The organism is Streptomyces sp. NPDC051677 (assembly GCF_044453465.1).
GTDB lineage: Bacteria > Actinomycetota > Actinomycetes > Streptomycetales > Streptomycetaceae > Streptomyces.
The window spans coordinates 84,206-96,432 of record NZ_JBITCT010000043.1; the positions used below are offsets into that span (position 1 = coordinate 84,206).

Genomic DNA, 12,227 nt, shown 5'->3' on the forward strand with positions numbered 1-12,227 from the left:
GCGAGCTGCAGTCTGCTCTCGTCACCGCTGCCGGGCGCGGCAGAAATGATCACGATCTTGAGCCCGGAGTCACCGTCGGCCGGTCCGAGAGCGGGGATCCTTCCGGTCGAGAAATCGCGCTGAACCGCGGGGAACCGCCGCGCCGACCGCGGTATCCCGGCGATTGACCCGTACGACGCTGTTCGGGTCACGTCAGGCAGCGACAAGGCGGCCATCCACCATCAGCCGGGCGACCAGCACCACTCGCACGCCCTGGAGAAACAGCAGGCGTTCCCGATGCCCCGCACCGGCATCAGGGTGGGAGCGCCGCGGATCTGGTGACGACGGACCGGCTGCGCCCGGACACTGCGCGGCCTCGGACCTCGTCGCCCGGCGCCGGCCCGACCGTGATCTCACGTTCGGTCTCCTCCGGCAGCCCGCACGGTCCGCATGCCCACCCCAACACCACCCCACCACCGGGCGTGCTGACACACCCCTGCCTGGGTGCGCCCTGTCGCGTTGCGACCCGGCCTCTCCTCGCACATCGGAAAGTTGGAACCTCATGAATGTTCTGGTCGCCACGTTATTGATCGTGGCGGCGGCACAGCTGGCCGCCATCCTCACGCTGTCGCTGCATCCACAACCCACTGCGTGGGAACAGCGTTCCCCCGTCACGATCCACGTCCTCTGCTTCGGCGCGGCTCTGCTGGTGAGCGTGGCCTTCGGGGGCTCCCTGAAGTGGGGCTCGGTTACCGCGCTCTGCGTGACGGCGCTCAGCTTCGTGGCCCGCCGACGGCTGTCCGCGTTCCGGCCCGTCGGCATCCTATTCGTCGTGACCTGCGCGTTTTTGAGTGTCCTGCCGGTGGTGTGGCTGGTGCCGTTCGCGACGAAAGCGGTCAACTCGGGGGTGAGCACGATGACCGTCGTGTTCGTCACGATCAGCTCCGTACTGACCATCGTGTGCCTCCCCTCCGACCTGCTCGACGAGATCACGGGCGCCGAAGTGCTCCTGCGCTCCCGGTGGCGCAGGGCCGGGGCGACGGCGCGCCCTCGTCCGGTCGGATTCGCGCCGATGGTCTCCGTGCAGCTCCCGATCCACGCCGAGCCGCCCGAGGTGGTCATAGACACGCTCGACGCGCTGAGCCGGCTCGACTACCCCGACTACGAAGTGATCGTCATCGACAACAACACCATGGACGAAAGCCTCTGGCGGCCAGTGGAAGAGCATTGCGCCCGGTTGGGACCGCGGTTCCGGTTCCTGCACGTGGAGGGGATCACCGGCGCGAAGGCCGGCGCGCTGAACTGGGCACGGCCCCACATCGACCCTCGCGCGGAAGTGGTGGGCGTGGTCGACGCCGACTACATCGTCGAACCGAACTGGCTGGCGAACACCGTGGGGTACTTCGAAGACCCCGAGACGGGCTTCGTGCAGTGCCCTCACGCCTACCGCGACTACGAGTCGTCGGCCTTCACCAGGATCGCCAACGCGGAGTACGCCCTTTTCTTCGCCGCACACATGGTCGCGCTCGACGAGAACGGGGCAGGCCTCACCGTCGGCACGATGTCCGCCATCCGTCTGGCCGCCCTCGACAAGGCCGGCGGGTGGGCGGAATGGTGCCTGACCGAGGACTCCGAGCTCGCCATCCGCATCCACGCGAGTGGGTACAAGTCGGTCTACCTCAAGCACCCGCACGGCCGGGGGCTCGTGCCGGAGACCTGGAACGGATACAAGAAGCAGCGGTTCCGCTGGACCTACGGTCCGGTGCAGGAGATCCGCGCTCATGCGCACATGTTCCGCCCCGGGGCGGGGCGGACCTCCTCGCACCTGAATGCCGCGCAGCGGATATACCACGCCAACCACGGTCTGATAAACGCCCTCCGCGGCATCCGGTTCGCCGGGCTGGCGGTGCCCCCGGCCATGCTGCTGTCCATGATCGCGAACGATGACGTGTGGCCGGTGCCGGTGACCTGGTACGTGCCGTTCCTCTTTGTGATGGCGGGCAGGCGGCTGCTGCAGTGGACGGTGTACCGCAAGGTCATGGGCTTCACCGCACGCGACTTCGCCGGAGCCGTCCTGGCCCAGCGCGCTCTCTTCTACGTGATCGGGAAAGCGGCGCTGATCGCGATGTTCAACCGGCCGGCCAGGTGGAACAGGACCGACAAGTTCCGCCGACTGCAATCCAGGATCCAGGTGTTCAACAGCGCCGGTGCGGAGACCGTCCTCGCCGTGCTCTTCCTCGGCTTCGCCGTCCTGTCGGTCACCGCGCTGCCCTTCGGCGTCGTCTCCGTGGCCATGACGCTCACCCTCCTGTACCAGGCGATCAGCTTCAGCGCGGCACCTGCGCTGTCGTACCTGGCGGAGCGCGAGATACGCAAGGACCAGGCGCCCACCCGCGTCCCCGAGCCGGTGTGACCTGACGGAACGGGCGAGCCCCCGGCCGCAGGGCGGTTTCCGGGGGCTCGCGCGGACACGTCGTAGCCGCTACCGCTTCACGATCCGCGCCGCCGTCGACCGCGTCGAAAAGCTGCACGGACGGCTCGACGGCGCCTTCAACAACGGCGCGGTGCCCCAGCAGCAGTTCGGCCCGGTCGACACCACCAGCCACGAGGACATCGACGAGCAGTTCGCCGTCAACTTCCGCGCGCACTGGACCGCCATGACCGCCGAGGCCGCCCTCGTGCGGCAGGGCAGCGGCGGAGCGATCGTCAACACCTCCAGCATCGGCAGCCGCCGCGCGAACCCCGCCCTGCCCGCATACGGCGCCATGAAGCGCGCGCTCAACAGCCTCACCGAGACCGCCGCGGTGAACTGGGCCGGTGACCGATCCGGGTCAACGGCATCACCCCCGGCGGCACTTCAACGGAGATGATCGACACCTGGGAGGCGGCGACTCCCGGCATCGTCGAGCAGATGACCGCAACGATCCCGCTCCATCGGATGGCCGAGCCCCGTCAGATCGCCGAGGCGGCCGCGTGGCTGCTCAGCGACCGGGCTTCGTACGTGACCGGCGCGATCCTGCCGGTCGACGGCGGCGCCGGCGCCTGACAGGAACGCCGGCCTTCGCTCCGATGTTCTTCCGTGCCTGTTGGTGAACTGGGGTCCACGGATGTGCTGAGGGGGCGGTGTGTTTCGTTCTCACGGCGTCGGGCTGCTCTGCGGCCTTGCGGTGGGTGCGGCGCGGCCGTAGCGGGCGGCGAGGTCGGCGAATGCCGCGGCGAGTTGGGGTGGGCCGATGACTTCGATGTCGGCGTCGAAGCGGCCGAGGGCGGCGGCCAGTCCCGTCCATGACCAGGAGCCGAGGGTGAGCCGGCAGTGCTGGGGGCCGAGTTCCTCGACGGTTGCGCCCTGGGCGAAGGGCGCGACGTCGGCGGCCGAGAGGTGCAGGACGACTTCGCCTCGGCAGGGCCAGTCGATGGTGGTGCCGTCGTTGCCGCGGAATCGGCTGGTGACGAAAGTGGACACGCTGCCGCCGGGGAGTTCGCGCGGGGTGAAACGGGGGCCGGTGGGTGTGCGGGGCCGGATGCGGTCGACGCGGAAGGTGCGCCAGTCCTCGCGGTCGAGGTCGAAGGCCACGAGATACCAGCAGTGCCGCCACGTGACCAGGTGGTGGGGCTGTACGCGGCGGACCTCATCAGCTGAGGCGCTGGGATCGGGCGTGTAGTCGAAGCGAAGTTCCTCGCGGGCGTGAATGGCGCGGCTCAGCTCCAGCAGGACCTGAGCGTCGACTTCAAGGGTGTCGCGGGCCGTGGGCGGTTGGACCGCGGTGATGTGCAGCAGGTCGATGCGGTGACGCAGGCGCGGTGGCATGACCTGTCGGAGGGTCGCCAGGGCGCGGGCGGCGTCTTCGGCGACGGTGGCGCCGGCGGCCGCGGTCTGCAGCGCGACGGCCAGGGCGACGGCCTGGCCGTCGTCGAACAGCATGGGCGGCAGCCGAGCGCCGGCCTCCAGGCAGTAGCCGCCGCCCGGCCCTTTGACCGTCCTGATCAGGTAGCCGAGTTCGCGCAGGCGGTCGATGTCACGGCGCACGGTGCGCGAGGTGACTGCGAGACGCCCGGCGAGATCGTCGCCGGACCAGTCACGGTGCGTCTGAAGCAGCGAGAGCAGCGAGAGCAGCCGGGAGGACGTTTTCTGCATGAGATCCATCTTCACCGAAGTACAGGACCCACCCTGTCCGCTACCTCCGCCATCGTGGCCTTCGAGCCGCTCGGGAGCGCATCGCTCCTGGTCACGGCCGCCGCATCGCGCCTGGACGGCCGACGGCGCATTCACCACTCGATCGAGGCAAGGAGCAGTCATGTCCGTCACCACCACCACTCACCTGAACTTCCGAGGCGCCGCGCGGGAGGCGCTGGACTTCTACCAGTCCGTCTTCGGCGGACGTACCGTCGCCGTCACCTACAAGGACGCGGGCGCCGTGCAGAACGAGAGCGAGGCGGACTGGGTGATGTGGGGCGAGGTGGCCGGCGACAACGGCTTCCACGTCATGGCCTACGACGTCCCCTCGCAACTGCCCTGGAACCAGGGCGAGAACCCGTTCTTCGTCTCCGTACGCGGTGACGACGCCGCGGAGATCAGCGCCCTGTGGGGCAAGCTCGCCGACGACTCCACCATCGTCCGTCCGCTGGAGCGCGCGCAGTGGGCGCCGCTGTACGGCATGCTCACCGACCGCTTCGGCGTGACCTGGGTCCTGGACGTCACCACCCCGTACGACAGCTGAGTCCGTTGGCCGCGGTCCACAGATGATGGATCGCGGCCAGCACTTGCAACAGCACCGCTCCGTTCGGTCCCCGGTCTGGATACTGGTGGCATGGGCCAGACATCGGCGACCGGGTTCGAGCGCCACCGGGCCGGACAAGGACGGCGTAGCTGGGGTTATCGGAGTCACTGACGGGCTGCGGACAGGCGGCCGTCGAATCATGCCGATGCTTCGCTCTGACGACGCCGTCGTCCCTGACCCAGCGGAGTATCAGAAATTGCCGCAGTCACATGCAATGCGTAGTTTTGCACCGTTATGCGCCGCATGTAACGACATGCGGCGCCCCCTCCTCACCCTTTGGGGCCCACATGACGATGCTGCTGATCCAGGGGTCGTTCCATGCTCTCCACGCCCAGCCGGACGGGGACTCCCTCCACTTCACCCCGGACGACCCGACCGAGTGGGGCCTCCTCCACGGCACCCACCCGGTCCAGCACAACCACCTGGGCAGCAACCAACTACGGCTCGACGCCGTCGACGCCCTGGAAACCCACTACGGCACCGCGCCGCGGGTGCACCAGCCCCTGGAGTTCGCGCACGCCGCAGCAGCAGAACTGCTCAAGTGGCTCGGCTTCAAGAACGTGCAGCGCGACCCGGACGAGACCGTCACCGCGGCGACACCCGACCAGGTACCCGGTTTCATCCTCACCAGGGGCGCCGACCTCTACGGCCGTTGCATCGCCCTGGTCGGCAAGGGCAAGGCCCCCAAGGCCAGCGGATCGTGGATCAACGTCGACGTGGCACTGCTGCGGAAAACGGCCAACCACCACCTGCTGGCCACCGGCCTGGCCTACCCCACCTACTACCGCAACCTCTACCCCGACCTGCGCGACGAACTGACCGACGTGGCCCACAAGGCGCAGAAGGGCGGCAAGGGGCTGTGGCCGCAGGACGTGACCACCAAGGGCGCGAAGGTCACCGGAATGCCGTCGGTCACCGACCAGGTGGTGATCCTGCCCAAGCTGTTCCGCCGCCTCGTCGACTACCTGCGCCTCGGCGACCCGTCGCTGACCGGGTTCCCCGCCTTCCTCGCCCAGAAGCAGGACCGCTTCTTCATCCTGTCCACCGGCCACGCCACCACCGGCCTGGACTACATCGTCAAGATCACCAACGGGCACACCGTCCGGATGACGCACCCCGCCGAAGACCTCGTCTTCGACGAGGGATGACGAAGGAGGAGGCCGCCACCAGGTCGCCAAGAACCCCTACGACCGCGAGCGCGAGCAAGACGCCGCCGGACGGCCGGGTGCAACGTTCCCGTGGATTTCGGCGTGTGAGGGCTGCGGCGGGGCACACCGGTGCGACCCTCCCCGCCATGGAACCCGGTTGGCCCTCCCGGAATCGCGGGTCCGTGTGCAGCAGGAGCAGGATGCGAGCCCGAGATTCCGGCCGACCGGATTCACCCGTTCGAGGCGGGTGAAGGGCCGGGACGGTGATGGGCGGGACGTCAGCACGGAGACCGTGTTCAACGGCAGTCGAGGCGTCAGTTCGTCCGCCTGCGGACAGCGAGCAGCGCGACGTCATCCTCGGGAACGCCGTTCGCCAGCCCGTCCAGAAGGGCGTCGAGCAGGTCCTCCAATGGGCCGTCCGCCGCAGACTCTGATCAGCGAGCGCCTGCAGCGAGACGTCGATGTCAGTGCCGCGCTGCTCCACCAGACCGTCGGTGTAGAGCAGCAGCACATCACCAGGTTCGATCCGGACAGTGATCGATTCGTAGTCTCCGAGTTCGGTACCGATAGGAGGGCCGGCCGGAGCCCACAGCATCTGGGGAACGCCCCCGGGCTGAATGACGAGGGGCAGCAGGTGGCCGGCGCCGGACACTGTGCAGGTACCCGCCTGTGGATCCATGAGCGCGAGAAGACACGTGGAGACGCGGTCCAGACCGATGTGCGCGCCCCGGTCAGCAGGCGCATGCGCACGCTCGTGGTCACCGAGGCCGGTAGGCGGTGGCCAGCACGGAGACGGTGACCTGATCGGGCAGGAGGCCGTCATCTTTGAGGTCTGCACGGCTTACGTGGCGGGCGCTCGGCGTCATCGCTACCAGGTCCAGGGCATCCGGCCTGGCCAGGGTCGCGGGGTACTCCACCTGTTCGGTGACGGCTGCCTCGAAGTAGGGATCCAGCGCCCGGTGCAGGCGCTGTTCCTTGGCCGGGTCGACCGTGACCATCGCAGACACCCGGCCGCGCAGCTCGGCCAAATGCCGCCCGGTGGGACGGACCACGATCAACCGGCCGGTCGGGCGCAGCACACGGTGGAACTCCGCCGGGTTGCGCGGGGCGAACACGTTCAGCACGACATCGGCCACCCCGTCGGCCAGCGGGAAGGGACGGAAGACGTCCCAGGCCACCGCGGCGGCCCGGTCGTGGGCGCGGGCTGCCGAGCGCAAGGCGCGTACCGATGTGTCCAGGCCCAGACCACGGGCGCCGGGCAGCTGGTCGAGTACGCCGGCCAGGTAGTAGCCCGTGCCGCATCCCACGTCCACCACCGTGGCCTGTTCAGCCATGACGCCGGCCGCCAGGCGGGCCCCGACTTGCCGGATGGGCGTGTAGGCGCCGGTGGACAGGAATCGGTCCCGGGCCTGGACCATGGCCGCGTCGTCGCCGCTGGTGGCGCGGCTGCCCGTCAGCAGGCCGGCGTAGCCGTGGCGGGCGATGTCGAAGGTGTGGCCGCCCGGGCAGCGCAGTGCGCCGCGGTCGGGGTGCAGATGGGGCGTGCGGCACGTCGGGCAGCACAGCAGGTCGAGGGAGAGTTCGAGGGCAGGGGGAAGCGACACGGGCACGAGGCACTCCTGGCAGGGGTGAAGGGAAGAGACCGTGCCTGCACGCCGCTCAGAGCGTCACTGCCTCAGGAAGGAACGGGCAGCGTAGGGAATGAGGTTCACGCAGCAGGCACACCAAGGAGGGCGACGCCGCCCGGCATCGCCCTCAACGCCTTCCGATCACAGAAAGCAGCAGTGCGGGGTGCTCATGAATGCCATGTCATGAGTTTACGAGCATGGGCGAAGCCCGTCCCAAAGGGCCATCTCCATCGGTCGGCCCCCGCAGCGGGCCTGACGGAGTAGTCATCAGCGGCGATCTCTACCGCCGGCCGGCATGGCTTGGCCAACCGCACCCCATGGGTTCTGAACTCGCCGTGGCGCGGGTACTTCCGCCGGGCCGGGGCCGCCGTCTCCGGCCCCAGCCGCCCCACCGTCACCCCACCCGCGCTCCCTCGGACTCGACTCCCCGACCTGGCGCCGTCCGACCCTGCCGCTGCGCCGGTGTCAGGGCGCCGGCGAGGCCCTTCTGCTCGTCCGGACGCAGGCACTCGATCAGGTAGTGGCCGGTGTCGGGGGCACGGGTCACGCCGTGCGTCTCGCTGCCGAAGCCTGGGAAACGGCGGTCGAAGGACTCCAGGGCGCTGAGGTAGCGCAGGAGCGGGCCCTCTTCCTCCCCGACGCTCTCGCCCGGCATGAGGACCGGGATGCCGGGCGGCGTCACCGTGACCATCGCCGCGGCGACGCGGCCCGATGCGTCCCTCAGGCGGATCCGTTCCGTGCCGCCACGGATCAGGCTCTGATAGCACGCCTGGGGCGGGGCGACCGGCTGCGGGAGTTGCTGGAAGGCCGTGTCGAGCAGTTCGACCAGGCGGGCCTCGCGCAAGTGATCGTGCATCTGCTGGCACAGGTCGCGCAGCGTCAGTCCGGCGTAGCGCCGCGGGTGCTCGGCGAGCAGCGTGGGCAGCACCCGATCCAGCGGGGCATCGCCGTCGTAGAGATCCTTGAAGTCCATCAGGGCGTCCAGCAGCGTGCCCCACTTGCCCTTGGTGATGCCCATGGAGAACAGCACCAGCGCGGTGTAGCTGTCGGTCTTCTCCACGACGATGCCGCGCGTCGTCAGATAGGCGGTGAGCACCCGCGCCGGGACGCCCCAGTCGGACATCACACCGGTCGCGCCGAGCCCCGGGCAGGTCAGGGTGACCTTGATCGGGTCGAGCATGCAGTAGCCGTCGGTCAGACCGGGGAAGCCGTGCCAGTCCGCGTCGGGTGCGAGGTGCCAGCAGGACGGCTCGGTCCGCAGCAGGTCCGCCGGAGCCTCGTCGAACGGCAGCCTCGCCCCGCTCGCCGGGTCAGTCACCTCGCCCGGCTGCCACACCCCGAAGAACCAGGGCGGCCGGTCCCCGGCGGCCTCGATCCGCCGCCCGATCCGCACCATCTCCTGGCGGAACCGGACCGCCTCCGACACCGCCTCGTCGACCAGCCACCGCCCCTGCGGACCGTCCATCATCGCCGTGGCCACGTCCAACGAGGCGATCATCGGATACAGCGGCGACGTCGTGCCGTGCATCATCAGCGCCTCGTTGAACCGCTCATGCTCCACCGGCGCCCGCGGCGCGGACCGGACGTGCACCATGGCGCCCTGGGACAACGCCGCCAGCAGCTTGTGCGTGGACTGGGTCGCGAAGACCGTCGGCCGGTCGGGGCCGGGGAAGGCCTCCTCGTCCACCGACATTCCGTAGCGCCCCGCGTAGAGCGGATGGAAGCGGGCGTATGCGAACCACGCCTCGTCGAAGTGCAGCCGGGGTGCGCCGGCCGCGAAGGCCCGGGCCGCCGTCGCCGCGTCGTAACACAGCCCGTCGTACGTGGAGTTGGTGAACACCGCGTATTGGGCACGCGAGGACACCGCGTCCTGCGTGAGGGGGCTCTCCGCGATCCGCGCCGCCACCGAGTCCGCCGCGATCTCGGCCGGCGGCAGCGGTCCGGCGAGGCCGTAGCCGTTGCGGGTGGGCACCAGGTACACCGGCCGGGCGCCGGAGACGACCAAGCCGTGCAGAACCGACTTGTGGCAGTTGCGGTCCACCAGGGCGATCTCGTCGCGGGTCACGCTGAAGTGGCCGACCAGACGGTTGCAGGTGGAGTCGCCGTGCAGGACGAAGTACGTGCGGTCGGAGCCGAAGACCCGCGCGGCGTTGCGCTCCGCCTCGCCGATCGGGCCGGTGTGCTCGAACAGGGAGCCGAGCTCCTCCACCGAGATCGACAGGTCGCTGCGCAGCAGCCGCTCCCCGAAGTAGTCGTGGAACGCCCGGCCCACGGGCGACTTGAGGAAGGCGACACCGCCGGAGTGCGCCGGAGTATGCCATGAGTACTCGTGCGCGTCCTCGAAGCGCCGCAGCGCCTTGAAGAACGGCGGCAGCAGGGCGTCCTGATAGGCGCGCGCGGCGGTGGTGATGCGCCCCGCGATGAACGCCGGCGTGTCCTCCAGCGGCCACACATAGCCCACCACCGACTGCGACACCCACAATGGCAGCTCACGCAGCCCCTCGTCCGCCATGACCAGGAACACCGGCAGGTTTTGGAACCGGTGCCCGATCCGGCGCAGCACCGTCGCGCCGCCCGGCCCGTCCTCGGCTCGGGGCGGAAGGTCCCAGGCGACCACCGCCGCGGCCAGACCGGCCTCCGTCCTGAGCACCGCCTCGGCGTCACCGGCGCTCACCACCCAGCGGACCGGTAAGCCGCGCGCCCGGATCCCCTCGGCGACGCGCGCCAACTGCTCAGCGGCGGCGCCCCCGTCCTCCGGATGCTCCGCCACCGCCACCAGAACCGTGCCCTCGGTCATACCGTCCCCTTCCCCGGTGGCCCGCGCCACCCCCCGACCAGTGTTCGCCGACTCCGCACGCACGATCGGCCGACAGCCGGCCAAACCACCCCATCGGCGCACAGCCCGGACTGCTCGTTGACGTGACAACACCCGCTCCTCGTGCATCCCGCCGGAGCACCCGATGAACAAACCTGCAGATCATTCACCCTTTCCAAGACCGTGCCGATCTTCCGACGTGTCGCTACTGAGCTTCTGCCTTGGCTTCGGGCGGCGTCGGGAGTGATCCCTGCGGTACGCCGGTGTCATGCGGTATGTGGTAGGCGGGGGGAGGGGTTCGCAGGGGAGGGGGAGAGCTGGCCAAAGGTCCGGCCGCTGCGGGACCGGGACCGCTGAACCGGCCGATCCGGGGCCGTGTGCGTCGGGCACGGGAAGAGCCCGCGTGCGGCGTACGTCCGCATACCACGCCGTCGGCCGATGAAGATCTCCCGGCGCTGCGGCTCGGCAATCGCGTTGAAGACGTCCGACGTCGTCGCTGCTCACGTATCCCGGAGACGGCACGCGCGACGGCGGTGGGCAGAGAGGGCGACGGGCGAGAGCTCCGGCATCGAGGTCTCGAGACCGGGAGGCCGAGTCCGTGCCGCGGCCGGGACGGAGGACGTACCGCTCGCGCGCGGGGCTGCCGGGGCCGGCGCGCCGGAAGCGACATCGCGCAGATGTACAGCCGTGATTCGCGCCAACCTGATCGCCCGCATCGCCGAAGCCGAACGCGAAGGCTGGCTCGGCGAGGTCGATGGACTGCATGTCAGCCCTGCCGGCGCAGAGGACGGACTGGCCCGGATTGGCCGACGCTGTGACCATCGGACCGTCGTCGACCTAGGGATCCCGACTCCGCAGCGGGCCTCTCGGAATCTCCGTCCCGGACATGACCCTCACCCTCACCATGACCAGGAGTAAGAGGGAGGGACTGAGCTGCGACAATCAGAATATGACCAGCCATGAGTTCCGCTTCGCGCGCCGACGCCACGCTGATCGTGGCGTGCTCGAAGTCGTCCCGTGCATCGACGCGATCCCACTCACCTTCTCGATCGACCAGTTCGATGACGCCGTGAAGGCCCTGAGCTCCGCAGTCAGCTGCGACGACACGGGAGCACAACCCATCGGCTCGGCACGGGAAGGAAGCAGTCGTGTTTGACCACATGAGCGGAGTACGTCCCGAGCAAGCCGCACGCTGGGCCGCGCTGGTCGAGGAGTCCCGGCCAGTCCTTGAGAGCGATGGAATGGAGGCTGTCCAAGCCCTCCTGGTCGAGCGCGGCATGAGCATCATTCAGGCGATCGTCATCACCCGGGCACTACTCGGGAATGCGGAGACACCCCTCCAAGTCGCCATCGAAGTCGTGGCCACGAGCAAGGCGCGGCAGTAGTTTGCGAGTTCGGCATCCAGGTCTTCCACTGCCGTCCCGACATCGAGGGGGCTCACGAGAAAGGCGGGGCGGCAGACGCTGCACACACGGCTGCAGCCACCATGCCCGTACCACGCACGGCGTGAGGCGTATACGTATCGGCGTGGTAGGAGGCGGGTTGGCGGTCGGGCCCATGCCTCTTTGACAGAGTAATTGTCAAGACTTGTGGATCAGTTGAGGTGGATCACGCTGCGAGGGTCTTGTCTCGTTCGACGAGGAGGCCGTTCTCGAAGCGGGCGCCAGCTCGGACGAGGGCGACGAGGTGGGGTGCGGTGACCGCTCGCCAGCGGGCCTGGGCGGACTCAACGAGTTTGAAGACCATCGCGAGGGCCGCGGCCGGGCTGCCGGCGCCGCGGGTGGCCTTGGTCCGAAGCTTCACGGTGGAGAAGGTCGACTCGATCGGATTCGTCGTCCTGAGATGGACCCAGTGCTCGGCGGGGAAGTCGTAGAACGCC

10 protein-coding genes and 1 pseudogene are annotated in these 12,227 nt (G+C 69.3%); 6 read left to right on the plus strand and 5 right to left on the minus strand.

The features are described from left to right. Positions 1–541: 541 nt before the first annotated feature. Positions 542–2,392 carry a glycosyltransferase gene (locus tag ACIBAF_RS37490; RefSeq protein WP_399469179.1) on the plus strand — a complete coding sequence of 617 codons (1,851 nt, stop codon included), beginning with the start codon at positions 542–544 and terminating at the stop codon, positions 2,390–2,392. Positions 2,393–2,471: 79 nt separating this feature from the next. Next, positions 2,472–3,025: pseudogene (locus ACIBAF_RS37495) on the plus strand (SDR family NAD(P)-dependent oxidoreductase); the annotation flags it as partial. A gap of 90 nt (positions 3,026–3,115) precedes the next feature. Here the strand turns inward: ACIBAF_RS37495 and ACIBAF_RS37500 are convergent. Next, positions 3,116–4,114: a helix-turn-helix transcriptional regulator gene (locus ACIBAF_RS37500; RefSeq protein WP_399469181.1), complete on the minus strand. Its 999-nt coding sequence runs from the start codon at positions 4,112–4,114 to the stop codon at positions 3,116–3,118. Positions 4,115–4,274: 160 nt separating this feature from the next. On the opposite strand from ACIBAF_RS37500, the gene ACIBAF_RS37505 reads away from it, so the two are divergent. Then, entirely contained in the window at positions 4,275–4,697 is a 423-nt protein-coding gene (locus ACIBAF_RS37505; protein ID WP_399469183.1) for a VOC family protein, read from the plus strand. Positions 4,698–5,044: 347 nt separating this feature from the next. Beyond that, entirely contained in the window at positions 5,045–5,905 is an 861-nt protein-coding gene (locus ACIBAF_RS37510; protein ID WP_399469185.1) for a thermonuclease family protein, read from the plus strand. On the opposite strand, the gene ACIBAF_RS37515 is transcribed toward ACIBAF_RS37510, so the two are convergent. The 3 genes from ACIBAF_RS37515 to ACIBAF_RS37525 all read right to left on the minus strand — a co-directional run bounded on the left by ACIBAF_RS37515 (position 5,841) and on the right by ACIBAF_RS37525 (position 10,330). After that, positions 5,841–6,728, minus strand: coding sequence for a PP2C family protein-serine/threonine phosphatase (locus tag ACIBAF_RS37515; protein ID WP_399469187.1), 888 nt, complete (start codon positions 6,726–6,728; stop codon positions 5,841–5,843). The genes ACIBAF_RS37510 and ACIBAF_RS37515 overlap by 65 nt on opposite strands. Beyond that, complete coding sequence (locus tag ACIBAF_RS37520) at positions 6,664–7,515, minus strand: methyltransferase domain-containing protein (protein ID WP_399469189.1); 852 nt, start codon at positions 7,513–7,515, stop codon at positions 6,664–6,666. Before ACIBAF_RS37520 ends, ACIBAF_RS37515 begins: the two co-directional genes overlap by 65 nt. A 412-nt stretch (positions 7,516–7,927) precedes the next feature. Continuing rightward, positions 7,928–10,330, minus strand: coding sequence for an Orn/Lys/Arg decarboxylase N-terminal domain-containing protein (locus tag ACIBAF_RS37525; RefSeq protein ID WP_399469191.1), 2,403 nt, complete (start codon positions 10,328–10,330; stop codon positions 7,928–7,930). 967 nt (positions 10,331–11,297) lie between these two features. On the opposite strand from ACIBAF_RS37525, the gene ACIBAF_RS37530 reads away from it, so the two are divergent. After that, positions 11,298–11,504 (plus strand): hypothetical protein, encoded by a 207-nt coding sequence (locus tag ACIBAF_RS37530; protein ID WP_399469193.1) that lies wholly within the window; start codon positions 11,298–11,300, stop codon positions 11,502–11,504. 4 nt (positions 11,505–11,508) lie between these two features. Beyond that, positions 11,509–11,733, plus strand: a complete 225-nt coding sequence (locus ACIBAF_RS37535; protein WP_399469195.1) for a hypothetical protein — start codon at positions 11,509–11,511, stop codon at positions 11,731–11,733. A gap of 223 nt (positions 11,734–11,956) precedes the next feature. Here the strand turns inward: ACIBAF_RS37535 and ACIBAF_RS37540 are convergent. Continuing rightward, the coding region (locus ACIBAF_RS37540) for a transposase (protein ID WP_399469197.1) at positions 11,957–12,227 on the minus strand (271 nt) is incomplete at its 5' end.